The 24,782-nt window shown below is 65.0% G+C and carries 20 protein-coding genes; 10 read left to right on the top strand and 10 right to left on the bottom strand.

Annotated elements, in window-relative coordinates:
* Positions 1-6: 6 nt before the first annotated feature.
* Entirely contained in the window at positions 7-1,878 is a 1,872-nt protein-coding gene (locus tag KY496_RS20740; protein ID WP_184237963.1) for a tetratricopeptide repeat protein, read from the bottom strand.
* 108 nt (positions 1,879-1,986) lie between these two features.
* On the opposite strand from KY496_RS20740, the gene mutM reads away from it, so the two are divergent.
* From mutM to KY496_RS20715, 5 genes are all read left to right on the top strand, one after another.
* The gene (gene mutM, locus KY496_RS20735) at positions 1,987-2,820 is read left to right on the top strand and encodes a bifunctional DNA-formamidopyrimidine glycosylase/DNA-(apurinic or apyrimidinic site) lyase (RefSeq protein WP_184237962.1); all 834 of its coding nucleotides are present in this window, start codon (positions 1,987-1,989) and stop codon (positions 2,818-2,820) included.
* A 19-nt stretch (positions 2,821-2,839) separates the two neighbouring features.
* Complete coding sequence (locus KY496_RS20730; protein ID WP_219862224.1) at positions 2,840-4,738, top strand: dynamin family protein; 1,899 nt, start codon at positions 2,840-2,842, stop codon at positions 4,736-4,738.
* Positions 4,739-4,757: 19 nt separating this feature from the next.
* Complete coding sequence (mutY, locus tag KY496_RS20725; RefSeq protein WP_184237960.1) at positions 4,758-5,882, top strand: A/G-specific adenine glycosylase; 1,125 nt, start codon at positions 4,758-4,760, stop codon at positions 5,880-5,882.
* Between the two features lie 114 nt (positions 5,883-5,996).
* On the top strand, positions 5,997-7,076 hold the full coding sequence (locus KY496_RS20720) for a type IV toxin-antitoxin system AbiEi family antitoxin (protein WP_184237959.1): 1,080 nt from the start codon (positions 5,997-5,999) through the stop codon (positions 7,074-7,076).
* Positions 7,051-7,899, top strand: coding sequence for a nucleotidyl transferase AbiEii/AbiGii toxin family protein (locus KY496_RS20715; protein WP_219862222.1), 849 nt, complete (start codon positions 7,051-7,053; stop codon positions 7,897-7,899). Before KY496_RS20720 ends, KY496_RS20715 begins: the two co-directional genes overlap by 26 nt.
* A 35-nt stretch (positions 7,900-7,934) precedes the next feature.
* Here KY496_RS20715 and KY496_RS20710 read toward each other — a convergent pair whose 3' ends face one another.
* From KY496_RS20710 to KY496_RS20700, 3 genes are all read right to left on the bottom strand, one after another.
* Complete coding sequence (locus tag KY496_RS20710; protein ID WP_219865146.1) at positions 7,935-9,068, bottom strand: deoxyguanosinetriphosphate triphosphohydrolase; 1,134 nt, start codon at positions 9,066-9,068, stop codon at positions 7,935-7,937.
* Positions 9,069-9,079: 11 nt separating this feature from the next.
* Complete coding sequence (aroKB, locus tag KY496_RS20705) at positions 9,080-10,690, bottom strand: bifunctional shikimate kinase/3-dehydroquinate synthase AroKB (RefSeq protein WP_229520547.1); 1,611 nt, start codon at positions 10,688-10,690, stop codon at positions 9,080-9,082.
* Positions 10,691-10,795: 105 nt separating this feature from the next.
* On the bottom strand, positions 10,796-12,448 hold the full coding sequence (locus KY496_RS20700) for a hypothetical protein (protein ID WP_219862219.1): 1,653 nt from the start codon (positions 12,446-12,448) through the stop codon (positions 10,796-10,798).
* Here KY496_RS20700 and KY496_RS20695 point away from each other — a divergent pair.
* Positions 12,432-12,710, top strand: coding sequence for a hypothetical protein (locus tag KY496_RS20695; RefSeq protein ID WP_219862218.1), 279 nt, complete (start codon positions 12,432-12,434; stop codon positions 12,708-12,710). The two genes, KY496_RS20700 and KY496_RS20695, sit on opposite strands and share 17 nt — an antisense overlap.
* A 7-nt stretch (positions 12,711-12,717) precedes the next feature.
* Here KY496_RS20695 and pilQ read toward each other — a convergent pair whose 3' ends face one another.
* From pilQ to KY496_RS20670, 5 genes are read right to left on the bottom strand one after another with little or no spacing between them, the layout of a single operon-like run.
* Positions 12,718-14,916 carry a type IV pilus secretin PilQ family protein gene (gene pilQ / locus KY496_RS20690; protein WP_219862216.1) on the bottom strand — a complete coding sequence of 733 codons (2,199 nt, stop codon included), beginning with the start codon at positions 14,914-14,916 and terminating at the stop codon, positions 12,718-12,720.
* Between the two features lie 12 nt (positions 14,917-14,928).
* On the bottom strand, positions 14,929-15,477 hold the full coding sequence (locus KY496_RS20685) for a pilus assembly protein PilP (protein ID WP_229520322.1): 549 nt from the start codon (positions 15,475-15,477) through the stop codon (positions 14,929-14,931).
* Complete coding sequence (locus KY496_RS20680; protein WP_005663365.1) at positions 15,474-16,169, bottom strand: type 4a pilus biogenesis protein PilO; 696 nt, start codon at positions 16,167-16,169, stop codon at positions 15,474-15,476. Before KY496_RS20680 ends, KY496_RS20685 begins: the two co-directional genes overlap by 4 nt.
* Positions 16,166-16,798, bottom strand: coding sequence for a PilN domain-containing protein (locus KY496_RS20675; protein ID WP_219862214.1), 633 nt, complete (start codon positions 16,796-16,798; stop codon positions 16,166-16,168). Before KY496_RS20675 ends, KY496_RS20680 begins: the two co-directional genes overlap by 4 nt.
* A complete protein-coding gene (locus KY496_RS20670; RefSeq protein WP_143054454.1) occupies positions 16,798-17,820 on the bottom strand; it encodes a pilus assembly protein PilM in 1,023 nt (340 codons plus the stop codon). The genes KY496_RS20675 and KY496_RS20670 overlap by 1 nt, the downstream gene beginning before the upstream one ends.
* Positions 17,821-18,183: 363 nt before the next feature.
* On the opposite strand from KY496_RS20670, the gene KY496_RS20665 reads away from it, so the two are divergent.
* Entirely contained in the window at positions 18,184-20,517 is a 2,334-nt protein-coding gene (locus tag KY496_RS20665) for a penicillin-binding protein 1A (RefSeq protein WP_040774896.1), read from the top strand.
* Positions 20,518-20,580: 63 nt separating this feature from the next.
* Here the strand turns inward: KY496_RS20665 and cyaY are convergent, their stop codons facing one another.
* Positions 20,581-20,910, bottom strand: a complete 330-nt coding sequence (gene cyaY, locus KY496_RS20660) for an iron donor protein CyaY (RefSeq protein WP_005663375.1) — start codon at positions 20,908-20,910, stop codon at positions 20,581-20,583.
* Positions 20,911-20,939: 29 nt separating this feature from the next.
* Between cyaY and KY496_RS20655 the strand changes: the two genes are divergently transcribed.
* From KY496_RS20655 to KY496_RS20645, 3 genes are all read left to right on the top strand, one after another.
* Entirely contained in the window at positions 20,940-21,143 is a 204-nt protein-coding gene (locus tag KY496_RS20655) for a lipoprotein (RefSeq protein WP_218145970.1), read from the top strand.
* Positions 21,143-22,426, top strand: coding sequence for a diaminopimelate decarboxylase (gene lysA / locus KY496_RS20650; RefSeq protein ID WP_219862213.1), 1,284 nt, complete (start codon positions 21,143-21,145; stop codon positions 22,424-22,426). Before KY496_RS20655 ends, lysA begins: the two co-directional genes overlap by 1 nt.
* 342 nt (positions 22,427-22,768) lie before the next feature.
* Positions 22,769-24,781 carry an acyltransferase family protein gene (locus KY496_RS20645; protein ID WP_219862211.1) on the top strand — a complete coding sequence of 671 codons (2,013 nt, stop codon included), beginning with the start codon at positions 22,769-22,771 and terminating at the stop codon, positions 24,779-24,781.
* The last annotated feature ends 1 nt before the right edge of the window (position 24,782 follow it).

The following is a 24,782-nucleotide window of genomic DNA, read 5'->3' as shown; positions in this document are numbered from 1 at the left end:
ATTATTTCACAAGGCGGGCCGCAACCGCGCCAGCGTGGTGCGCAGCGTATCGTTCTGCGGATCCTTGGCGCGCGCCTCGCGCCACAGCTTCTCGGCCGCCGATTTATCGCCCTTTTGCCACAGCACCTCGCCCAGGTGAACGGCGATCTCGGGGTCCTTGCGCAAATCGTAGGCGCGGCGCAGGAATTTCTCGGCTTCCGCCAGATTGCCCATCCGATAATGAATCCAGCCCATGCTGTCCATGATGAAGGGGTCGTCCGGCGCCATGTCGAGCGCCTTGGCGATCAGGCCGTAGGCTTCCTGCAGGCGCACATTGCGCTCGGCCAGCGAATAGCCGAGGGCGTTGTAGGCATGGTGATTGTCCGGCGCCTGCGCCATCACTTCACGCAATTGCGCTTCCATCACGTCGACCTTGCCCAGCTTTTCGGCCAGCAGCGCGAAGTCGTACAGCAGGTCGGGATTCTTCGGGAAGCGCTTGGTGGCCGCTTCCATCACCGCATAGGCTTCCTGCAGCTGGTTGGCTTCGCGCAGCAGTTGCGCCTCGGCCGCCATGAGCTGGGCCTGGCGCGCCGGATCGTCGGTCTTGATCTCGGCCAGCAGGCGCCGCGCGCTGCTCACGTCGCCGCCCTTGCCGACCAGGTGAACGCGGCGCAGCTGGGCATTGAAGCGGGTTTGCGGATCCGTCCCTTCCGGCACCTTGTCCAGCCATTGCAGGGCGCCGACCAGGTCATTGCGCTCTTCCGCCAGTTGCGACAGGATCAACAGCGCGCGCGAAGGATCGCGCTCATCGTCTGGATTGCGCCCCAGCACTTCCACGAAGCGGGTGAAATATTGTTCGGCGCCGAGGGCATCGTTCATCTGCGTGGCCAGGATGCCCAGCGCATACAGGTGGGCGGCGTTGTCGGGCTGGCCCTTGACCAGCAGCTCGAACTCGCGCCGCGCAGCCGGATAATCCTTGCGGTTGACCAGCACCCGTGCATAGGCGGCGCGCACGTCGTTCGCCTTCGGATAGCTCTTGAGGAAGTTCTGCATCAGGGCCACCACTTGCGCCTCGTCCTCGGTCGTCTGCGCCAGCATCAGGAGGGCGATCTCGGCGTCGGGCTTGGCCGCCAGGGCCGCCCGGGCCTCGCTGCGCGCCAGCGCCTTGTCGTCACGCACCAGCGCGATCTGGGCGCGCACGACGCGCGCCTCCATCGTGTTGTCATAGGGCGCGATCAGGCGCTCGAGCATGGCGATCGCCGCTTCCTTGTCCTTCGCACGGCCCAGCAATTGCTGGACCTGGAACAGCAGCACGCCGCGCCGGGCCGGGGTCGCCTCGCGCAGGCGCTGCTCGAAGATCGGTTCGAGTTCGGCGATCTTGTCGGACGTGACCGCCATGCCGACGAAATACTGGGTCGCTTCGTCGGATTCCGGGTCGAGCTGGTACCACAGGCGCACCGCGGCCAGGGTGTCGTCGGCCTGCTTGGCGGCCACCGCCATCTCGGCCGCGCGGCGCGCCAGGCGCGGATCGCCGGTGCGCTGGGCCAGGTTGTAGACGGTTAGATAAGGCCCCTGCCAGTCGCCGTTGCGAAACGCGAATTCCGCCTTCATCAACTGCTCGAGCATGACGGGCGTGAGCTCGACCTTGGGCAGGCGCGCTTCTTCCTCGGCCTTTTTCTTGGCCGCCAGCTCTTCCTCGTCCAGCTCGGCTTCTTGCGGTGCGGATTGCTGCTGGCCGGCCCCGGCCTGCTCGCCGGCGGCGAGCGACTGCTGTTGCGGCGAGACAGCACAAGCCGAGAGCAGGCCTGCAAGCAGCCCGGAGACGGTTACAATGGCGAAAGCGTTTTTCAAAGCAAGTCCAAAATCCGAGTTGATGTTTTGATTTGATTCTACGCTCATGCGCAGGCGCCTGCCGCGCATGAGCTGCGCCAGGATTCCTGGCGCCAGCCCGGCCCGCAGGCTGCCCAGCCGCGACGGCAACCCGACTTTACACGATTCGTCTCCCCCATGCCTGAACTGCCAGAAGTAGAAGTCACCCGGCGCGGTGTCGCGCCCCATATCGAAGGCCGCGTCGTCGAGCAGCTCGTCTGCCGCCGCGACGGCCTGCGCTGGCCCTTCCCGCCCGGCCTGTCCGGGCTGCTGGCCGGCCGCCGCATCCTGGCCACCGGCCGGCGCGGCAAATACCTGTTGATTCATTTCGAGCACGGCACCCTGATCATCCACCTGGGCATGTCCGGCCACCTGCGCGTGCTGCCGCCGGGCATCGAACCGCGCAAGCACGACCATGTCGACCTCGTCGTCAATGGCCCGGAAGGGCTGCAAGTGCTGCGCCTGCACGATCCGCGCCGCTTCGGCGCCGTGCTGTGGCATGCGAGCGAGGACGGCGCGCTGGAGGAGCACATCCTGCTGCGCGGCCTGGGCGTGGAACCGCTCGGCGAGCATTTCGATGGCGCCCTGCTGCATCGGGAAACGCGGCGCCGCAGCGCGCCGATCAAGCAGGTGCTGCTGGCCGGCGACATCGTGGTGGGCGTCGGCAATATCTACGCTTGCGAAAGCCTGTTCCGGGCCGGCATCAGCCCCAAGACACCGGCTTCGCGCATCAGCCGCGCGCGCTACGACCGGCTGGCCGAGGCGATCCGCGACATCCTGGCCGCCGCCATCGTCCAGGGCGGCAGTACCCTGCGTGACTTTATTGCGGTAAATGGGCAGTCTGGATATTTCCAGCAGACATATTTCGTCTATGATCGTGCTGGTGTGCCCTGCCGCCAGTGCGAGGCGCCGGTCCGCCAGATCAAGCAGGGCCAGCGCTCGACGTTTTATTGCGCGCAGTGCCAGCGCTAAGAATATAACGGGCTGAACGATGCAGGATCTACAACAGTATGGAGCGCGGCGGGCCAGCGTTGCCGCCAGCCTCGAGGGCTATGGCAAAGCCCTGCGCGAAGCCGGACTGATCGACGCCGCCGGCGAACAGGTGCTGGCGCGCGCGCTTGGACGCCTGCGCGACGACCGGCTGTCGGTCGCCTTCGTGGCCGAGTTCTCGCGTGGAAAAACCGAGCTGATCAACGCCCTGTTCTTCGCCGATTACGGCCAGCGCATCCTGCCGTCCAGCGCCGGCCGCACCACCATGTGCCCTACCGAACTGCTGTGGGATGCGCAGCTGCCGCCCTGCATCCGCCTGCTGCCGATCGAGACCCGCGCCGGCCAGCTGTCCCTGGGCGACTACCGCGACGATCCCGGCGCCTGGACCGTGTTGCCGCTCGACCTGGACGATCCTGGCGCGATGCACGAGACGCTGCGCCAGGTCAGCCAGACGCGCCGCGTACCGGTGAAAGAGGCCGAGCGCTACGGCCTGTTCGACCCACAGGATCCCGACCTCGCCGCCGGCGTCGGTGCGGACGACAGCATCGACATCCCGCGCTGGCGCCACGCCGTCATCAACCTGCCGCATCCGCTGCTCAAGCAGGGCCTGGTGATCCTCGACACCCCGGGCCTGAACGCGATCGGCACCGAGCCGGAACTGACGCTGAACCTGATCCCGAACGCGCACGCGGTGCTGTTCGTGCTGGCCGCCGACACCGGCGTGACGCGCAGCGACATCGACGTCTGGCGCACCCATATCGGCGCCGGGCCGGGCCGGCTGGCGGTGCTGAACAAGATCGACGCCATGTGGGACGAGCTCACGAGCCCGAGCTCTGTCGACGCCGAGATCGCGCGCCAGCAGCACGACGTCGCGCGCCTGCTCGGGCTGGACGCCGGCCAGGTGTATCCGGTCTCGGCCCACAAGGCGCTGGTCGGACGCATCGGCGGCGACATGGACCTGTTCGAGCGCAGCCGCCTGGGCGAGCTCGAATCGGCGCTGTTCCACCACCTGATCCCGGCGCGGCGCTCGATCAATGCGCGCCAGCTGCGCGCCGACCTCGAACTGCTGGCCGCCGGCCAGCAGCTGCTGGTGGCGGCGCGCCTGCGCGAACTGGTCGAGCAGTTGCAGGAACTGCGCAGCCTGCGCGGCAAGAACCAGGGCATGATCGCCCACATGGTGCGCCGGGTGGAGGCCGAAAAGAAGGAATTCGACGCCGGCCTGTTCAAGCTGCAGGGCACGCGCGCCGTGTTCACGCGCCTGTCGACCGAGCTGTACACCCTGGTCGGCATGGATGGCCTGCAGGACCGGACCGAAACGGTGCGCGTCGCGATGTCGGCGGCGCGCTTCGCCACCGGCATGCGCGCGCCGGTGCGCAACTACTTCGCCGGCGCGCGCGCCGGCCTGCTCGACGCCTGCGCCAAGGTCGACGAGATCAAGTCCATGATGGACGCCATGCACCGCCGCTTCGCGGCCGAACACGGCCTGTCGCTGGCGCTGCCGCAAGCGTTATCGTTGACGCGCCACGTCGACGAGATCGATGCCATCGAAACGCTGTTCGAGCGCCAGTTCGGCACAGCGACCCTGTTGATGACCAGCCGCGCCACGCTGCTCGAGCGCTTCTTCGATTCGATCGCTTCGCGCGTGCGGCGCGTCTACCGCGCCGCCAACGCCGACGTCGAAGCCTGGCTGAAGGTCGCCAACGCGCCGCTGGAAGCGCAGATCCGCCAGCACCGCGACAACCTGCGCCAGCGCCAGGCCACGGTCCAGCGCATCCATGACGCCAGCGACAGCCTGGAACAGAAGATCGGCGCCTTCGAGCACGGCCAGGCCGAGCTCGAATCCACGCGCCAGCGCCTGGCCGCCATCGCGGCCGGCGTCACCACTACATTAGAGGCCTAGCGCCTTCACAAGACACCGCATGAAACGCCTCACCGAGTTCGACCAGCTGGCCGATCCGACCTTCTCGAAGGCCGTGATCGACTGGCAGCGCAGCCATGGCCGCCACACCCTGCCCTGGCAAAACACCCAGGATGCCTACCGCGTCTGGCTGTCCGAGATCATGCTGCAGCAGACGCAAGTGGCCGCGGTGCTGGGCTATTACGCGCGCTTCCTGGAACGCTTCCCGACCGTCCACGCGCTGGCCGAAGCGCCACTTGACGACGTGATGGCCCACTGGAGCGGCCTCGGTTACTACACCCGCGCGCGCAACCTGCATGCCTGTGCCAAGCGCGTGGTGCGGGACTACGACGGCGTGTTCCCGAGCGACCCGGCGCTGCTGGCCGACCTGCCCGGCATCGGCCGCTCGACGGCGGCGGCGATCGCCGCCTTTTCCAGCGGCGTGCGCGCCGCCATCCTGGACGGCAACGTCAAGCGCGTGTTCGCGCGCGTGTTCGGGATCGACGCCTATCCGGGCCTCAAGCCAATCGAGGATGCGCTGTGGCGGCGCGCCGACGCCCTGCTGCCCGAGGTGGCCGGCAATCCGGGCGCCATCGAAGCCTACACCCAGGGCCTGATGGACCTGGGCGCCACCCTGTGCACCCGTTCGCGGCCCGACTGCGGCCGCTGCCCGCTGCAGGCGCGCTGCGTGGCCTTCGCCACCGGCCGCACCGCCGACCTGCCGGTGCGCAAACCGAAGAAGGCGACGCCGGAAAAGCGCACCGCGCTGCTGGTCGTGATCGATGGCGGCGAAGTGCTGCTGGAACAGCGTCCGCAAACCGGCATCTGGGGCGGCCTGCTGTCGCTGCCGGAGGTGGGCGGGCACGTGCCGATGGACGAGGACGAGCCGCCGGTCTGTACGGCCGACGTCGCAGCTGCGGCAAGCGCCTTCGGCACGGTCGACGAAGTGCGGCCACTGAGCCCGCTGGTGCACGTCTTCACCCACTACAAGCTGCACATCGCGCCGTTCGCGGTGACGCTGACGGCGCGCGCTGCGCTGGCGCCAGGCCACGTCTGGTGGAAGCTGGATGTGGTCAGGGAAGCGCCGCTGCCGGCGCCGGTCAAGAAGCTGTTGCTGGACTTGGCGACGCCAAGTCTGTTCAGCTGAAATTTTCAATTTTTATCCATTTTCACGTAACGTGAAAATTAAAAATTATTGAAAATCCTCGCTATCTTGCATAGAATGGTTTCATTCACAGCCTGTGGAAACGAGGAAGAGTGAATGAATGATCGTGCAATTACCTATAATCCTGCCGAGGCCCAAGAAGGGCTGATCCTGGCTGCGTTCGATGCGCTCAAGGAAAAGGTCGATGTCGAAGGACACATGGCCAAGCTTGAGGCGGCTCCATCAGCCGGGTACCGGCCAGACGCAACGATCGATCTTGTGCATGAGAACGGCTCCGCCCGTTACGCAGTCGAGTGCAAGCTCCTGATCGACCGCAAAGCACACATCGACCATGTCAGGCGCCAATTGCAAACGACTGGCCATCCAGGCCTGTTGATCGCACCGTACATTACTAGAGAACTGGCCGAATACTGTCGTGTCACGGGACTGCAGTTCATCGACACGAACGGCAACGCCTATTTGCAAGCGCCCGGCCTTTTCGTTCTCGTCACCGGCGAAAAAAAGGAGCGCAACCAACTGCTTTTACCGGCCGCAAAAGGACTCACGAATGCCGCAGCCCTGCGCATGGGATTTGTCCTGCTTGCCAAGCCAGACGCTGTTCATTTGCCCTACAAGGAGCTTGCAAACCATGCCGGCGTTTCGCTGGGAACAGCCTATAACGTATTGAACGATCTGGAGCGCCGCGGTTACCTCATCAATAAAGGGAATTCCGAGCGCAGAAGATTGCTGGAACCGGAACGCCTGATCGATGAGTGGGCAGTCAACTATCCCACTACCCTGCGTGCAAAACTGAAGAGCCGGCGTTTCAGCGCTACCGAACCGTCCTGGTGGCAAAAGGCCGAGTTGGAGGGATTCGACGCCGTATGGGGATCGGAAGTCGCCGCAGCCAGATTGACCGGGCACCTCAAGCCGGCCACGCAAACCCTGTACGTCTGCCCGGACGATATGGAAGGCATGATCAGGAAACTGAGCAAGCAGTATCGCATCAGGCCAGACAACAATGGGGACATCGAGATACTGGAGAAATTCTGGCGCTGGAAACCAACGACAGCGCGCGATACTGCGCCGCCTTTGCTGGTGTACTCAGAGCTGCTCGCGTTGCTGGACCCACGCACACAAGAGACCGCGGGCATGATCAAGGAGAGGTTCATTGACACCTCGTTCAATCAGGGCTGACCGGCCCATCGATGATGTCACGATCGACATCCTTCGCGCCGTGGCAGAAGAAGCGCAGGCCGAACAAGTCGATTATATGCTTGTAGGCGCGACGGCACGCGATATCCTGCTCACCCATGTATTCGGACTTGCCGCCAGGCGTGCGACATACGACGTGGATTTCGCCATCGCCGTCAAGGACTGGGATCAGTTCGATGCGCTCAGGGCAAGGCTCATTGCGCGCGGGACCTTCATTCCTGGTGGGCAGGCACGACAGCGCCTTTACTACAAGGGCGATCAAGGTGATCTCAACTACCATCTGGACCTTGTGCCATTCGGACAAATAACCCAAGGAAGCGACGAACTGGCCTGGCCGCCCGACATGAAGGTCATCATGAACCTGGCCGGTTATGACGACGTTCTGGCTGCTGCGGAACGCGTGACATTCCTGCCCGGCTTCGACGGCAAGGTCGTCTCTCTTGCGGGACTTGCCATACTCAAGCTGGTCGCATGGTCGGATCGAGGACTGGAAAACCCGAAGGATGCTCACGATCTCATCCACCTCATGGACAGTTATGCCGCCGCCGGCAATATCGATCGTGTGTACGAAGAGGATGGTGTCATCGAAGCCGGCGACTACGATCCAGACCTGGCAGGCGTCTATTTGCTAGGCAAGGATATCCGACGCGTCGCAAGTGAACAAACTATCGCTGTGCTGACACAGATCGTCGAGCGTGACTTCAACCGGCTATCCAACGAAATGACCAAGGCAATGCGCCATCTCGACGATGCAGAGCCACGGATTCAGACGCGCCTGCGCCTTCTGCTGCAGGCCATCGCTTGATCCACGCCACTGGGTGCGGTCGGTGCCGCCTCCATTCAGAAATGATCGAGCGAGAAAATCCGCCGATGCTCGCGGATCGCATAACGATCCGTCATGCCGGCGATATAGTCGGCGATCTTGCGCGCCTGCTTGATCGGGTCGCCCTCGACCTGGTAGTCGTTCGGCAGCAGCACCGGATCGTCCAGGAAGGCCTGGAACAGCTCGCGCACGATGCGGCTCGCCTTGACCCGCATGCGGTTGACCTGGAAGTGGCGGTACAGGTTGGCGTACAGGAAGCGCTTGAGGGCCGTGGTCTCGGCGCGCATAGTGTCCGAGAAGCGGATCAGCGGCGGACCGGCGCGCACGTCGTCGATGGTCCGCGGGTTCGCGTCCAGGATGCGCTGTCGTGAAGTCTCCACGAGGTCGGCCGTCATCGCCGTGATCATCAGGCGGATCGTCTCATACAGCGCACGGCGCCCCGCCAGGCCAGGGTATTGCTGCTCGACCTGCCTGCGCAGGCGCGCGAACAGCTCCACCTCTTCCATCTGCTTCATGGTCAACAGGCCGGAGCGCAGGCCGTCATCGATGTCGTGGTTGTTGTACGCGATCTCGTCGGCCAGGTTGGTCAGCTGCGCTTCCAGGCTGGGCTGGCTGCGGTCGATGAAACGCTGGCCCAGCTCGCCCAGCTGGCGCGCATTGTTGAGCGAGCAGTGCTTGAGGATGCCCTCGCGCGTCTCGAACGTGAGGTTCAGGCCGTCGAAGGCGCCGTAGTGCTCTTCGAGGTGGTCGACCACGCGCAGGCTTTGCAGGTTGTGCTCGAAGCCGCCGAAATCCTTCATGCAGTCGTTGAGCACGTCCTGGCCCACGTGGCCGAAGGGCGTGTGGCCCAGGTCGTGCGCCAGCGCGGTGGCTTCGACCAGGTCTTCGTTCAGGCGCAGGCTGCGCGCCAGGGTGCGGCCGATCTGCGCCACTTCGATGCTGTGGGTCAGCCGGGTGCGGAACAGGTCGCCCTCGTGGTTGAGGAAGACCTGGGTCTTGTATTCCAGCCGGCGAAAGGCGGTCGAATGGATGATGCGGTCGCGGTCGCGCTGGTATTCGCTGCGCGAACCCGGGCCCGGCTCGGGGTGGCGCCGTCCGCGCGACTGCGACGAGTGCGCCGCGTAGGGGGCAAGGCCGGCGTCGAAGTCCATCATGCGCTCCTTCAGCCGCTGCACGCCGCCAGGGTCGAGCGCAGGATGTCCAGCGGCGCCGTGGTGATCGACGGGCTGCCGAGCGGCTTGAGCAGGATGAACCGGATCTCCCCGCCCTCGTTCTTCTTGTCGACTTCCATCAGCTCGATCCAGCGCGCCTCGCCCAGATCCGGCGCCACGGCCGGCAGGCCGGCGGCGCGCACCAGGGCGCGCACGCGCTCCACGGCGGCGGGCTCGATCAGGCCCAGGCGCGCCGACATGTCGGCCGCCATCACCATGCCGCAGCCGACCGCCTCGCCGTGCAGCCATTCGCCGTAGCCCAGGCCGTTCTCGATCGCGTGGCCGAAGGTATGGCCGAAGTTCAGCACCGCGCGCAGGCCGCCTTCGCGTTCGTCCTTGCGCACCACCTCGGACTTGATCTCGCACGAGCGCGCGATCGCGTGGGCGATGGCTTGCGGCTCGCGGGCCATCAGTTTCCCGATATTGGCCTCGATCCAGTCGAAGAAGGTCGCGTCGAGGATGGCGCCGTGCTTGATCACTTCGGCCAGGCCGGCCGACAGCTCGCGCGGCGGCAGCGTGTCGAGCGTCGCGGTGTCGGCGATGACGGCGCGCGGCTGGTAGAAGGCGCCGATCATGTTCTTGCCCAGCGGGTGGTTGATGCCGGTCTTGCCGCCGACCGAGGAATCGACCTGGGACAGCAGGGTGGTCGGGATCTGCACGAAGGGCACGCCGCGCATATAGCTCGAGGCGGCGAAGCCCGTCAGGTCGCCGATCACGCCGCCGCCCAGCGCCACCAGCGTGGTCTTGCGGTCGCATTTGTTCTGCAGCAGCGCGTCGTAGACGAGGTTGAGCGACTGCCAGTTCTTGTGCTCTTCGCCGTCCGGCAGCACGATCTCGACCACGTCGCGGCCCGCAGCGCGCAGGTGGCCGGCCACCTTGTCCAGGTACAGCGGCGCGACGGTGGTGTTGGTGACGATGGCCACCTTGTTGCCGCCGATGTGGCGTTCGAGCAGCGCGGCGTCGTCCAGCAGGCCGGGGCCGATCGCGATCGGATAGCTGCGTTCGCCGAGGTCGACGTTGAGGGTGATGCGTTCCTGTTCGTTCATCGATGTCCTTGCAAGCCGGCGCGCGCGAGCCATTTCCTGCGCCGCCAGCTGGTCCAATATGGTTTGTACCATCGATTGTACGTTAGGACGGCCGGTGTCGATGACCAGGTCCGCAATCTCGCGGTACAGCGGATCGCGCTGGGCCCACAGCTCTTCGAGCTTCGCGCGCGGGTCGGCCGTCTGCAGCAGCGGACGGTTCTTGTCGTGGGCGGTGCGCTGCAGGATGCTGCCGATCGAGGCGCGCAGGTAGATCACGGTGCCGCGCTCGGCCAGCAGGGCGCGGCTGTGCGGATTGAGCACGGCGCCGCCGCCGGTGGCCAGCACCAGGCCCTGCTGGCCGGAGAGGTCGCGGATCACGTCCGCTTCGCGCCGCCGGAAGCAGGCCTCGCCCTCGATCTCGAAGATCCAGGGGATGGTGGCGCCGGTGCGCGCCTCGATCTCGTGGTCGGAATCGACGAAGCGGCGATTGAGCTTGCGTGCAAGCAATCGTCCGATCGTGGTCTTCCCTGCCCCCATCAGGCCAACAAGGAAGATATTGTCGTTCTTGGGATGTGGCACTACCAAACCCGCTCTAATGAAAAGACGGCCAGTATAGACTGGCCGCCTGTCAATCCGCGAATTTTATGGACAAGTGAAGTTCAGCGAGAACGGCAGCGAACTGACGTCGCCGCGCGGCGTGGTGACGCTCACATTGAAGGTCGCCCGGGCGCCCGCGGTGCAGGGCTTGGTCCCGGTGGCGCTCAGGGTGATCCGGTGCGACGAACCCTGCGGTCCGGTTCCGGCGGCGGCGAAGATGCTCGGCACGCGGGCCGGGCTGATGTCGACCAGGGTGGCGTTGACCAGGCCGGTGACCGCCACGGTCGACTCGGACGGCAGCGGGTTGCCGTTCAGGTCGGTCAACTGCACCACGAACACTTTCGGGTCGTTGGCGCTGGCGCTGCCCAGGTCGCCGGTCGACGGCGACGTGGCGCCGTTGACGTAGGCACGGGCCAGGGTTTCGTCGCTGAACGTGATCGTCGTCTTGACGAACTGGGTATTGCTGCCGTCGGTGGTGCTGGCGCAGATCGTGGCCACGCCCGGACGGGTGCTGTCCGGGGTCGCATTCGGGCCGGTATTGCATGGCGTGGCCGGGGTGTTCGGCAGCGCGACGCGGGGCTCTTGCGTGCGGAACGGGACCGAGCAGCCGCCGTTGACGGTGACGCAGCCGCCCGAGCTCGAGGTGCCGACGGCGCCGATATTGGTCTGGAACACGATCGGCGTGCCATCCGCCACCGGATTGCCGAACTGGTCGGCCAGCAGCACGTTGACGGTGGCGGCCGGGGTCGTGGTGCCGCTGTCGAACGACCAGCCGTCCACGTTGCCGCTGGTGGTCGAGATCGAGAACGCGCGCTGGGTCGGCAGGCCGGTGGTCACGACGATCGAATCCGAGGTGGTCGAGATGACGGGCGTGGTCCCCGGCAGCACGGCGTGCACGCGGAACGAGGTCGGCACGTTGCCCGAATTGACGGTGGTGATCACCTCGCCGTTCTGGTCGGTGCGGTCGGTCGTCTTGTTCAGGGTGACCAGGTTCTCGGGTTCGGCGATGAAATCAACCTGCTTGTTGGCCAGCGGACGATTGAACAGGTCGAACACGCGGAAGCGCAGGGTCGCGGTCTCGGTGCGGTTGATGCCGCCCTGGCCGCGGATCACGATCGACTTGTCGGTCGGCAGCGCCTCGACGAACTGCACCGACGCGGCGCCCGGCTGGGCGATCACGAGCGAACCCGTGGCCGGGGTCGCGACGCCGTCGGCGGTCACGGTGATGGTGTCGTTGTTGCCGCAACCCTGGTCGCGGTAGACCGTCTCCGCGGTGCCGTTGCTGGTCGCGACGACGGCGGCCAGCGTGGCCTTGCCGGCGGCGACGCAGGCCGAGGTGAAGTTGACGTTGACCTGGCCGGTGTACCTGGCGCCGTTGGCCAGCAGGTCGACCGCGATCTTGCTCGAGTCGTAGGCATTGATGCTGCCCGGCTCCAGGCGCAGCGCGCTGAAGGTCAGCGCGGTGGCGTTGACCGCGTAGTTGGCGGTGTTGGTGACGGCGGTGCCGGCCACGGTGACGCTGGCCGTGACGGTGCCGGCGCCGCTGGCCGCCAGGCTGGCCACGCGCATGGTGATGCTGGCGGTGCCGCTGGCGTCGGTCAGGGCGGTGCCGGCGCCCGGCGCGAACACGGCCAGGTCGTCGGCGGTGGTGAAGGTGACCAGCGCATTCGGCACCGGCTGCTTGTTGGCGTCGAGCACCAGGGCGCGCACCGTCAGCGGGGTGGCGCCGGAGAGCGAGGTGCTGGCGCTGCCCGTGGCATTGACCAGGCTGACGCCGACGGTCGGCGCGGCCGGCGTGACCGGCGTGCTGCCGGTGCCGCTGCCGCCGCTGCCGCTAGGTGTGCCCGGGTTGCCGCCGCCGCCGCCGCAGGCGGACAGGGTCGCGGCCAGGAGCAGCGCCAGGCTGCCGTACTTGATGTGCTGGTTTTTCGTATTATTATCGGTTGGGGGAAGAAATTAAGGTCGGTTCAGCGCGTGCCCGCCACGTTCTCGTTCACGATCTTCGGGGTGATGAAGACCAGCAGCTCGGTCTTGCTGTGCTCGACGCCGCTGGTCTTGAACAGGTAGCCCAGCAGCGGGACGTCGCCCAGCAGCGGCACCTTGGTCACGTTGTTGCGCTCGGTCTGCTGGTAGATCCCGCCCAGCACCACCGTGCCGCCGTTCTCGACCATCACCTTGGTCTTGACGTGCTGGGTGTTGATCGCGAAGCCGGCGCGCGTCTCTTCACCCTTCGAATCCTTGTTGACGTCCACTTCCAGCACCACGTTGCCGTCCGGCGTGATCTGCGGCGTCACTTCCAGGCGCAGGTTGGCCTTCTTGAACGAGATCGAGGTGGCGCCGCTGCTGGTCGCCTGCTCGTAGGGCAGCTCGACGCCCTGCTCGATCACGGCGACCTGCTTGTCCTCGGTGACCACGCGCGGGCTCGAGATGATCTTGCCCTTGCCGTCGGCTTCCAGCGCCGACAGTTCCAGGTTCAGGAAGCGGTTGGCGGCCGAGGAGAACAGCGAGAACGCCAGCGTCGAGGCCGGGACGCCGCCGATGCCGGCCGCCGGCAGGTTGACCATGGTGGTGTTGTCGATGCTGGTGGTCGCCGGGGTCTGGCCGGTGACCTGGCCCACGCCGGCCAGGTTGCCGCCGATGGCGACGCGCTCGTTGCCGCTGATCTGCCAGCCGGAGTCGCCGCCGCGCTGGGTGCGCAGGTCGTTGAAGCCGAGCTTGGCGCCGAGGTTGCGCGAGAAGCCGTCGTTGGCCTCGACCAGGCGCGCCTCGATCAGCACCTGCTTCGAGGCGATGTCGGTCTTCTGGATCAGCTTGCGGATGTCCTCGATCCTGGACGCGATGTCGGTCACGAACAGCTGGTTGGTGCGCGGATCGATGATCGCGCTGCCGCGCCGCGACAGCACGCGGTTGCGCCCGCCCGCATCGCTGCTCGCGGTGGCGCCGCCGGCGTCCAGGCCGAACACGTTGCGGAACGATTCCGCCTTCTGGTAATTGAGCTGGAAGATCTCGGAGCGCAGCGGCTCGAGTTCGGCGATCTGGGCGCGCTGCTCGAGCTCGAGCTTTTCCTTGGTCAGCAGTTCTTCCTTCGGCGCGATCCACACCACGTTGCCGTTCTTGCGCTGGTCCAGGCCCTTGGCGGTCAGGATCACGTCCAGCGCCTGGTCCCACGGCACGTCCTTCAGGCGCAGGGTCAGCGAACCGGTGACCGAGTCGCTGGCGATGATGTTCAGGCCCGAGATGTCGGCCACCGCCTGCAGCGCGGCGCGCACCTCGACGTCCTGGAAGTCGAACGACAGCTTCTCGCCGCGATAACCCTGCGGGTTGTCGCGCGAGCCCGGGCTGCTGCGATTCGGGTCGCTTTCCACCTTGCGCACCTCGACCACGAGCTGGGTGTCGCTCTGGAATACCGACTGTTCCCAGTCGCCTTGCGCCTCCACCGTCATGCGCACATTATCGCCCTGGGCCAGGGTCGAGACGCGGGTGACCGGCGTGCCGAAATCGGTCACGTCCAGGCGCCGGCGCAGCGACTCCGGCAGGCGCGCATTGAGGAAGTCGACGGTCACGCCGCCGGCGCTCTGGCGCACGTCGACCGCCACCTGGTTGGCGGGCAGGTCGACCACGACCCGGCCGGCGCCATTGGCGCCGCGGCGAAAGTCGAGGTCGCGCAATTGAGGGCGCGTCGCGGGAAGCGACGCCCGCGCCGCCGCAGCGGCCGGCATGCCGCTGGCGTCGAGCGCGCGCGCCACGCCGCCCGAGCCTTCCACGGTCACGATCACCGACTTGCCGTCGATGGTGGTGGCGTAGTTCAGGGCGCGCGCCAGGTTCAGCACCAGGCGGGTGCGCTCGCCGGCCTGCACCACGTTCAGGCTGCGCACGTCGCCCAGGTTCAGCTCGTGCACCGCCTTGCCGGTGGCGTTGGCGGTGGCGCCGAAATCGAGCGCAATGCGGGACGGGTTGGTGATCGCGAAGCCGATCGGCGCACGCGCCGGGACCACGCGCATGGTCACGTTGATGACCACGTTGCTGCCCTGCTGGTTGGCCGTGATCGACTCGATCGCATTGCCCTGGGCCAGGGCGGCGCCGGCGCACATCATGAGCATGAGTGCGGCCGCGGCGCGCGCCAGCCAGGCCGGCGGGGCGAAGCGAATCTTGACGTTGAAGGTCATCTACTGCTCTCCTTATTTGGCTGCGCGGCTCTGCAGCTCGATGTGGGCCATCCGCTCCACCCAGTCGCCAGTGGCGTCCTGTACCGATTCCCTGATCTCGACGGCGCCCTCGCTCACACGCGTGATGCGCCCGTAGTTCTGTCCAATCCGCTGGCCGCTGCGCACCCGGTACAGCGAACGCTCGACCTGCAGCAGCGCGTAGTTCACGCCGCCCTTCTGGATCGTCCCCACCATCCGCATCGTGTCGAGCGGGAAGGTCTCCAGCAATTCCTTCGGCCGCTCGAGATCGGGCTGGTTGGCATTGCCGCCGGCCTGCGCCATGCGCGCCATCTCGCCCAGCAGCTTGGTCGGATCGAAGGGGTCGAGCGCCGCGCGCGGATCGTAGCCATAGGGCTCGAAGGTCTTCGGCTCCGGCAGCGGCTTGACCTTCGGCACGGTCTGCTTTTCCACCCCCTTCATCCAGGCCCGGGTCTCGCCCACGCCGCCGTCGCCGCAGGCGGCCAGCAGGCTGCCGGCCAGCAGCAGCGCGCCCATCCGCCCCATCGCTCGTGCGCGCATCATTTCTTGCCCCCGGTCTTGGCCTTGCCCTTGCCCTTCTTGCCCTTCTTCTTCTCGGCCGCGCGCGCGGCGCGCTGGGCCGCCAGCTCTTCCTGGTCGAGGTAGCGGAAGGTCTTGGCCACCGCCTGCAGCCCCAGGCTGCCGTCCTTGCCGGCCAGCAGGGTCAGGTTGTTCAGCGTGACGATGCGCGGCAGGTTGGCCATGTCGGCGGCGAACGCGCCCATGTCGTGGTAGCGGCCGCTCACCTTGATATCGATCGGCAGCTCGGCGTAGTAGTCGCGCACCACTTCCTGGCCCGGCTTGAACAGCTCGAACTGCAGGCCGCGGCCCACGCCCGACTGGTTGATGTCGGACAGCAGCGAATACATTTCGGACTTGCTCGGCAACTGCTTCTCCAGGCGCACCACGTATTGGTCGACCTGCGCCTTCTGCGCCTTGAGCGCTTCCAGGTTGATCGCCTGCGCCATCTTGGTCTTGTACTCCTCGCGCAGCTTCTGCTCGTCGCGCGCGCCGCGTTCCTGGGCCGCGAACTGGTCGCTCCAGTAGAAGTAGTAGCCCAGGCCGACGACCGCCGCCATCACGCCGGCGGCGCACAGCAGGCGCGGCGCCAGCGGCCACTGGCCGGGCGGACGGCCCTGCAGATCCTGGAACTGCGCCGCCAGCCGGGCGCCGAGCTCTTTGATGTCGATGTTCATGACTTCTCCGCCGCGCGCTTGCCCCCGACCGGCTTGTCGCCGTGCGCGGCCTCGTCGCCCTCGTCGCTCAGGCGCGCGCGCTTGATCGACACGCCGAGCGTGAACTCGACCACCTTGCGGCTGGCCTTGCCCTGGGCCAGGCTGACGGCGCGGACCTCGGTCAGGTCCGGGTTCTGCAGCCACGGCGAGCCGCTCGACAGGTTGCGCAGCAGCTCGGCCACCCTTTCCTGCGACTGGGCGTTGCCGGTCAGGATCACGCGCTGGCCGCTCTGCTTGACCGATTTCAGGTGCACGCCTTCCGGCGTCTGGCGCACCAGCTCGTCGAGCAGGTGGACCGGCTGGTTGCGGTCGCCCTGCAAGTCTTCGACCGCCTGCTGGCGCGCCTGCAGCGCGGCGATTTCTTCCTTCAGGTTGGTGATCTCGCCGATCTTCTTGTCCAGCTCCGCGCTGGCTTTTTTCAAGACCTCGTTGCGCTGGTTCTGGACCGAGATCTGGCTCGCGTTATAGGCGCCGACCAGCATCACCACGATGGCGCCCAGCACGCCGCCCAGCGCCATCAGGGCGACGAAGGCGGCCTGCTTCTGCTTGCGCTTGGCTTCGCGGTGGGGCAGCAGGTTAATCCGGATCATCAGCCGAACCTCCGCAGCGCCAGGCCGCAGGCGACCAGGTAGGCCGGGGCGTCCTGGCGCAGCTGGTGTTCGCGCACGCCGGGGCCGAGCTGCATGCCCTCGAAGGGCGCCGCGAGCAGCGTCGGCAGGCGGGTGCGGCCGGCCACGACGTCGAGGATCCCGGGCAGCAGCGCGCAGCCGCCGGCCAGGTACAGCTGGTCGATCCGGGTATACGGGGTCGAGGTGTAGAAGAACTGGATGGCGCGCGTGATTTCCAGCGCCGCGCTTTCCAGGAACGGCGCCAGGATGTCGGCGCGGTAGTTCTCGGGCAGGTCGCCCGCCTTCTTGCGCGTCTCGGCTTCTTCGAACGCCATGCCGTAGCTGCGCACGATGTCCTGGGTCAGCGCATTGCCGCCGAACGGCTGCTCGCGCTCGTAGACCGCTTCGCCGTTCAGCAGCACCGACACGTGGGTGGCGTGGGCGCCGATCTGGAACAGGGCCACGATCTGGTCCTGCCGCGGCAGGGCGGCGTGTTCGAGCGCGCCGCGCGCGGCGTACGATTCGATGTCCATCACGGTGGCGGTAAGGCCGGCGGCTTCCGCGATCGCGACCCGGTCCTCGACCTTTTCGCGGCGCGCGGCGGCCAGCATCACTTCCATGTCGTCCAGCGAATTCGGGGCCGCGCCGATCACGTCGAAGTCGAGGCTGACCTCATCGAGCGCGAACGGGATATACTGACTGGCCTCGGACTCGACCTGCACTTCCAACTGGTCTTCCGACAGGCCGGCCGGCAGGATGATCTTCTTGGTGATCACGGCGGCGGGCGGCATGCCGAGCGCCACGTGGCGGGCGCGGGTGCCGCTCTTCTTCCAGACCCGGCGCACCGCGTCGGCGACCTGGTCCATGTTTTCGATATTGCCGTCCACCACGGCGCCGCGCGGCAGCGCCTCGGTGGCGTAGCGCTCCAGGCGCACGATACCCTTGCCTGCATCGGCCAGCTCGACCAGGCGGACGCCGGACGTGCTGATATCGAGCCCGACCATCGGCGGACTCGATTGTCCAAACAAGGACCCCAGATTGATCACCAATACACTCCTGTGGCTGCAGAATGAGCTCGAAAGGCCCGGAATTGCATGTTGTCGTAAATAAAACAGCTATTTACTTCTTATAACTTTCTTATAAAAATCCGGTACTTACGTGCAGCACCGCATCGGATCGTAGCAACAAAGGATGACTACGGACAAGAAATTTCTGCACTGGAACACTTCATTCCGGGGCGTGCGCGCCACACTCCGGCGTTTTCATTGCCAGGCCAATATTGCCCTTGAGTTCCGTTAAGCTCCGTCGAGTATCGGGCACCAAACCGCTGCCTTATAATGAGGCGGATCAACAAAGCGAAAGTCAGCATGAAAGAGAAACAAGCAGCCTCCTCTTCCTCCGCGAAGTTCAGCCCCAAACGCCTGGTCCTGATGGCGGTCGCCGGCCTGTTCGGCCTGGGCGCCATCGGCGTGCTGGTGGTCGTGTTCGCCCTTGCGATGGCCTACCCGAACCTGCCGGCGCTGGACACCATCACCGACTACCGGCCCAAGATGCCGCTGCGTATCTTTACAGCCGATAACGTCCTGATCGGCGAATTCGGCGAGGAGCGCCGCACCCTGGTCCACTTCAAGGACATCCCGGACGTCATGAAGAAGGCCGTGCTGTCGATCGAAGACGACCGCTTCTACGAGCACAGCGGCATCGACTACTGGGGCATCCTGCGCGCCGCCTTCCACAACGCCACCAGCGGCTCGCGCCAGGGCGCCTCGACCATCACCCAGCAGGTCGCGCGCAACTTCTTCCTGTCGTCCGAGCAGACCTTCAAGCGCAAGGCCTACGAGGCCCTGCTGGCCTGGAAGATCGAGAAGAACCTCTCCAAGGACCAGATCCTCGAGCTGTACATGAACCAGATCTACCTGGGCCAGCGCGCCTTCGGCTTCCAGTCGGCGGCCCAGATCTATTTTGGCAAGGACTTGCGCGACATCACCGTGGCCGAAGCGGCCATGCTGGCCGGCCTGCCGAAGGCGCCGTCGGCCTACAATCCGGTCGTCAACCCGACCCGCGCCAAGACCCGCCAGCAATACATCCTGCAGCGCATGCACTCGCTCGGCTACATCAGCGAGGCGCAATACAACCAGGCGAAACAAGAGCCGCTCAAGATCAAGTCGGACAGCACCGCCTTCGGCGTGCACGCCGAATACGTGGCCGAGATGGCGCGCCAGCTGGTCTACGAACAGTTCAAGGAAGACACCTATACCCGCGGCCTGAACGTGTTCACCACCATCACCAAGGCCGACCAGGACGCCGCCTACCTGGCCCTGCGCCGCGGCGTGATGGACTACGAGCGCCGCCGCCCCTACCGCGGCCCGGAATCGTTCATCGAGATCCCGGGCGCCAAGCTTGACGCCGACGAAGCGATCGAGGCCGAGCTGGCCGAGCATCCGGACAGCGACAACATCATCGCCGCCGTCGTCTTGCAGGCCAGTTCCACCCAGGTCCAGGCGACCATCGCCTCGGGCGACACGATCACGATCTCGGGCCCGGGCCTGGCCTTCGCGCGCGCCTGGCTGTCCGACAAGGCGGCCCCGAACCGCCGCGTGCGCCGCGGCGCGGTGATCCGCGTGATGCAGGACGACGAGTCGAAGTGGCTGATCACCCAGATGCCCGAAGTAGAATCGGCGTTCGTGGCGGCCAATACCGAGGACGGTTCGATCCGCGCCCTGGTCGGCGGCTTCGATTTCAACCGCAACAAGTTCAACCACGTGACGCAGGCCTGGCGCCAGCCGGGTTCCTCGTTCAAGCCCTTCATCTATTCGGCTTCGCTCGAGCGCGGCCTGTCGCCGGCGACGATCGTCAACGACGCCCCGATCAGCTTCGACGCCGGCCAGACCGGCGGCCAGGCCTGGGAACCGAAGAACTACGACAACAAGTACGAAGGTCCGATGACCATGCGGCGCGGCCTGATGCAGTCGAAGAACATGGTCTCGATCCGCGTGCTGAACAAGATCGGCGCCCGCTACGGCCAGGAATTCGCGAGCCGCTTCGGCTTCGAGCCGGAACGCAATCCAGCCTACCTGACGCTGGCGCTCGGCGCCGGCGCGACCACGCCGCTGCAGATGGCCGGCGCCTATGCGGTGTTCGCCAACGGCGGCTACCGCATCAGCCCTTACCTGATCTCGAAGGTCACCGACAGCGACGGCAAGGTGCTGTCCGAAGCGCGTCCGGCGCGTTCGGGCATTGAAGCCAATCGCGTGATCGACGCCCGCAACGCCTTCCTGATGGACAGCATGCTCAAGGACGTGGTGCGCCACGGCACCGCGGCCAAGGCGATGGCGCTCAAGCGCACCGACCTGGCGGGCAAGACCGGCACCACCAACGACTCGATCGACGCCTGGTTCGCCGGCTACCAGCCGAAGGTGGTGGCCATCGCCTGGATGGGCTACGACAAGCCGCGCAACCTGGGCGCGCGCGAGACCGGCGGCGGCCTGGCGCTGCCGATCTGGATCGGCTACATGCAGAAGGCGCTCAAGGGCGAACCGAACGTCGAGCGCGAGGTGCCGGCCGGGCTGGTGCAGTACGGGTCGGATTACTACTATGCCGAGACGCCGCCGGGCAGCGGGGTCGAGACGCTGGACGTCGGCCCGCCGCCGGCGCCGGAACAGCAGAAGGAGCGTGATGCGGTGAGGAACGAGTTGTTCTGATCGGCACGGTGCAGAAATGACAAAGGCGGCCAATGGCCGCCTTTGTCGTCGATGGCCGGTACTTCAGACCAGCGACACCTGCGCCCCGCCCTGCTCGCCCGCATATTTCGACAGCGACGCGAAGAACTCGCTGTCGTCGCGGGTATTGCGCCATTCGTCGCCCACGCGCTTGTAGTGGTAGCCGCCCGAGCGCGCCGCCACCCACATCTCCTGCAACGGCGCCTGGCTGTTGACGATGATCTTGGAACCGTTGTCGATGAACTCGATCTCCAGCACGTTGCCGCTGCGCTTGCATTCGACGTCGATCACGTCCTCGTCGTTCAGGCGATCGAAGGCGTCCTCGATCTGCTTGAGGGTCAGGTCGGCAAGGTCCAAAAATTCGGTTTCGGTCATGCTACACTCCAAAATCTGCTAATCAAACCGTGATTCTAATCGTGAAGTCCTCTCTTGCGCTTCTCCCGGCCGCTGTTTTGCTTGCCGCCCTGTCCGGCTGCGGCCAGACCGGCGACCTGTACATGCCGACGCCGCCGGCAAGGCCGACGTCGGCGCCGCCCGCGGCACCGGTCGACCAACCACCGCAGCCCGTCCCTTCGAACAACGCCTCCACCCCTGCCCCGCACCGCTGATGTCCTATTTTTCGCACCAAGACGGCGTCCTGCACGCCGAAAACGTTTCGCTGTCCGCCATCGCGGAACAATTCGGCACGCCGACCTACGTCTACTCCAAAGCCGCCCTGCTCGAGAACTTCAGCGCCTACCACGACGCCTGCCAAGGCCGCGACGCCCTGGTCTGCTACGCGATGAAGGCCAATTCGAACCTGGCCGTGCTCGACCTGCTGGCGCGCCAGGGCGCGGGCTTCGACATCGTCTCGGGCGGCGAACTGCTGCGCGTGATCGCGGCCGGCGGCGACCCGGGCAAGACCATCTTCTCGGGCGTCGGCAAGACCGTCGAAGAGATGCAGCTGGCGCTGGAAAAAGGCATCCTGTGCTTCAACGTCGAATCGATCCCCGAACTGCACCGCCTGAACGAGGTCGCCGGCAAGCTCGGCATGCGCGCCCCGGTCTCGCTGCGCGTGAACCCGAACGTCGACGCCAAGACCCACCCGTATATTGCGACCGGCCTGAAGGCCAACAAGTTCGGCGTGGCCTTCGACGATGCGCTGGACACCTACCGCACCGCCGCCAGCCTGCCGCACCTGGACGTGGTCGGCATCGACTGCCATATCGGCTCGCAGCTGCTGGACGACGCCCCGCTGCTCGAAGCCCTCGATAAGCTGATCGAGCTGATCGACACCCTGCACGCCGAGGGCACCCACCTGCACCACCTGGACATCGGCGGCGGCATCGGCGTCGACTACGGCGTGGCCGGCGACAAGCCGCCGGTGCCGGTGGGCGACTACCTGGGCCGCCTGTTCAAGCGCATCGACGCCTGGCGTGCCGAGAAACACGGCGGCCAGCCGATCAAGGTGATCTTCGAGCCGGGCCGCTCGATCGTGGCCAACGCCGGCGTGCTGCTGACGAAGACCGAATTCCTGAAACCCGGCGCCGAGAAGAACTTCTGCATCGTCGACGCCGCGATGAACGACCTGATGCGTCCGACCCTGTACCAGGCCTGGATGGGCGTGCAGCCGGTGACCCCGCGCGACGGCGAAAAACTGGTGTGGGACATCGTCGGCCCGGTGTGCGAGTCGGGCGACTGGCTGGCGCGCGAGCGCGAGCTGGCGCTCGAGCCGGGCGACCTGCTGGCCATCATGACGGCCGGCGCCTATGGCATGACGATGGCGTCGAACTACAACACCCGCGGCCGCGCGGCCGAGGTGATCGTCGATGGCGACGCCACCCACCTGGTGCGCCGGCGCGAGACACCAGCCGAGGTGTTCGCGCTCGAAACGATGATGAATCAGGCATAGCGGCAACCCGTACAGGGATTCCTTCATCGCGCCACCGGACTCCCGGTGGCGCCCCACGCCTCTCTGCCAGCCGCCATTCGGCAGCGCCGGACGACGGCGACATCGATCCAAACGCCCAGGCCAGCAACTCTACAAGGGCGCCCTTCATTCCGCTTCATCGGACGTTTCATCGCTGTCGATAACGCGATGAAAACGTGAATTCGCTTCAATCCGATATCACCTTGTGACGTATTTAAGGCACAAATGGTTTAAGTAATATGGCGGGAAGTTAAATATATTGCACTACTCATTAGCATGAGTATAATTCTTTTTTGCAATATTTTATAACTTCTCGACATTTGTATGGTTCAATCAGTCACCAAAGTTCGTGCCGATATCCAGGCATTGCGAGGACTCGCCGTGCTTGCAGTGGTCTTCTACCACGCAAAAATAGGTGCAATCAATGGCGGGTATCTTGGCGTGGACATTTTTTTCGTCCTGTCGGGATTCTTGATCACGAGCCTGATCAAAAAGGCAGTCGAGGATGACAGTTTCAGCTACAAGTCGTTCCTGGCTCGACGCGCGAAACGGCTGCTGCCCGCAGCTTTTGTCACCTTCCTATTCACATCGCTGGCAGCGCCATTTCTGCTTGGTGCTCAGGAACTCGCGGATTTCTGGCATCAGTTATTCGGAGCGCTGACCTTCTCGGCCAACTTCGTGCTGACCAGCCAATCCGGATATTTTTCCGGCGCGGCCGAGTTAAAACCGCTCCTGCATGTCTGGTCATTGGCAGTTGAAGAGCAGTATTACTTCATCCTTCCAGCGATCTTCCTGTTTTTCCCCAGAAAAGCCTGGCTCCCCGTCCTGACCCTGCTGACGCTCGCCAGCATGGTCCTGTGCTACGTCCATCGAGGCGAGGCGTCGACGTTTTTCCTGCTGCCGACCAGGGCATGGGAACTGCTCATCGGTTCGCTGGGTGTGTTTTTGATCGAGATTCGGTGGATCAGGATCCTTGCTGGAAAGCTGGCGATTCTTTCCGCACTCGGGCTCCTGGCCTGTCTCATCCTGACATTCTATTCGTTTCACCCTGGTCCGCAGGCATTATTGATCTGCCTGGGTACACTTGCCGTGATACTGGCGAATCATCCCTTGTTGCAACGTGGCGTGATCGTCGAAACACTGCATAAGGTTGGCGATATTTCTTATTCCCTTTATCTGGTTCACTGGCCGATTTTTGCCTTCTATAACAACATCGTACTTGGCAATGAAAACACGCTCACCCAGTACCTTATCCGCGCTGCGCTGATCGTATTATCGTTCTTGCTTGCGTGGATACTGCACCGTCATATCGAAGAGCCTTTCAGGCATGGGAATCTGCATGGTTACTATCGTCCCGCCGTGGCAGCCACTTGCGTGACATTGATGGCCTTGGGCGTAGCGCAGGCTGTCATTACAAAAAACCCTGAAAAAGACTATGCCTTTGCCCGGCGCGCCAATACGGGATTCGCGCCAGCATGTGCAAGTGCAACGCATTTTCTTCCCAGCGAATCGTGCCAGAATTCAGAAACACCAACGGTACTTGTGTGGGGAGATTCGTTTGCCATGCATCTCGTTCCGGGCTTGTCACACGAATCCATCTATCCGAAACACATCGTGCAGGCGACGATGGGTCGTTGCGGTCCTTTGATTGGACTGGCATCGGTCGAGTTCAATAGCGAGCAATGGGCGAAAAAGTGCATCGAATTCAATGACACGGTTTTTTCTTATCTGAAGAAAAACCCGGAGCTTCGTACCGTGATTCTTTCCAGCCCGTTGACGCAATATACGAGAAACACGACCGTGATCGAGCGGGTTGCGTTGGGGGACGAACCAGCGCGAGTTACCGGCACGCTGCCAAGGGGCCATGCCGGCCTGGCGCGGACCGTCAGCGCGATCCGTGCATTGGGGCGTGATGTCATTCTGGTTGCACCACCTCCCTCGTCAGGTTTCGATATAGGCCGCTGCCTGGAACGGCGCGATCGAGGACAGTGGATTGGTGGCGTCGACGAACAATGCAGGATCAAGCGCGAACAGTATCTGCAACACGGGCATAACGTACTGGCATTGCTTGATCGGGCGGAAAAAGAAATGAACTTGCCAATCGTGCGATTCGATGCCATCTTGTGCGACGACCGGTTTTGCCGTACTCGTATCGACGGCGTCACCCTGTACCGCGACGAAGGGCATCTATCCTATGAAGGATCCATCGCATTGTTTGGTCTCGCCGAAACACAACTGCAGCTCCGGCGCGCCATACAGCGGAGCGCAGAACTCTCCAGTCAGACTGCCGAACGCAGCAAAACGATCGACGCCTCATTGCCGCCGCGCAGCCTGTAGG

The organism is Massilia sp. NP310, assembly GCF_019443485.1.
Taxonomy (GTDB): domain Bacteria; phylum Pseudomonadota; class Gammaproteobacteria; order Burkholderiales; family Burkholderiaceae_D; genus Telluria; species Telluria timonae.
This window is presented reverse-complemented; position numbering and strand designations above follow the sequence as displayed.

Excerpts from the sequence above, each read along its gene's own strand:
- KY496_RS20665 (WP_040774896.1), top strand. The coding sequence starts at position 18,184 with ATGAAAGAGAAACAAGCAGCCTCCTCTTCCTCCGCGAAGTTCAGCCCC.
- KY496_RS20670 (WP_143054454.1), bottom strand. The coding sequence starts at position 17,820 with ATGGTCGGGCTCGATATCAGCACGTCCGGCGTCCGCCTGGTCGAGCTG.
- KY496_RS20710 (WP_219865146.1), bottom strand. The coding sequence starts at position 9,068 with ATGGACTTCGACGCCGGCCTTGCCCCCTACGCGGCGCACTCGTCGCAG.
- mutM (WP_184237962.1), top strand. The coding sequence starts at position 1,987 with ATGCCTGAACTGCCAGAAGTAGAAGTCACCCGGCGCGGTGTCGCGCCC.
- cyaY (WP_005663375.1), bottom strand. The coding sequence starts at position 20,910 with ATGACCGAAACCGAATTTTTGGACCTTGCCGACCTGACCCTCAAGCAG.
- KY496_RS20720 (WP_184237959.1), top strand. The coding sequence starts at position 5,997 with ATGAATGATCGTGCAATTACCTATAATCCTGCCGAGGCCCAAGAAGGG.
- lysA (WP_219862213.1), top strand. The coding sequence starts at position 21,143 with ATGTCCTATTTTTCGCACCAAGACGGCGTCCTGCACGCCGAAAACGTT.
- mutY (WP_184237960.1), top strand. The coding sequence starts at position 4,758 with ATGAAACGCCTCACCGAGTTCGACCAGCTGGCCGATCCGACCTTCTCG.
- KY496_RS20645 (WP_219862211.1), top strand. The coding sequence starts at position 22,769 with ATGGTTCAATCAGTCACCAAAGTTCGTGCCGATATCCAGGCATTGCGA.
- KY496_RS20730 (WP_219862224.1), top strand. The coding sequence starts at position 2,840 with ATGCAGGATCTACAACAGTATGGAGCGCGGCGGGCCAGCGTTGCCGCC.
- KY496_RS20685 (WP_229520322.1), bottom strand. The coding sequence starts at position 15,477 with ATGATGCGCGCACGAGCGATGGGGCGGATGGGCGCGCTGCTGCTGGCC.
- KY496_RS20675 (WP_219862214.1), bottom strand. The coding sequence starts at position 16,798 with ATGATCCGGATTAACCTGCTGCCCCACCGCGAAGCCAAGCGCAAGCAG.
- aroKB (WP_229520547.1), bottom strand. The coding sequence starts at position 10,690 with ATGGGGGCAGGGAAGACCACGATCGGACGATTGCTTGCACGCAAGCTC.
- KY496_RS20740 (WP_184237963.1), bottom strand. The coding sequence starts at position 1,878 with ATGAGCGTAGAATCAAATCAAAACATCAACTCGGATTTTGGACTTGCT.
- KY496_RS20680 (WP_005663365.1), bottom strand. The coding sequence starts at position 16,169 with ATGAACATCGACATCAAAGAGCTCGGCGCCCGGCTGGCGGCGCAGTTC.
- pilQ (WP_219862216.1), bottom strand. The coding sequence starts at position 14,916 with ATGACCTTCAACGTCAAGATTCGCTTCGCCCCGCCGGCCTGGCTGGCG.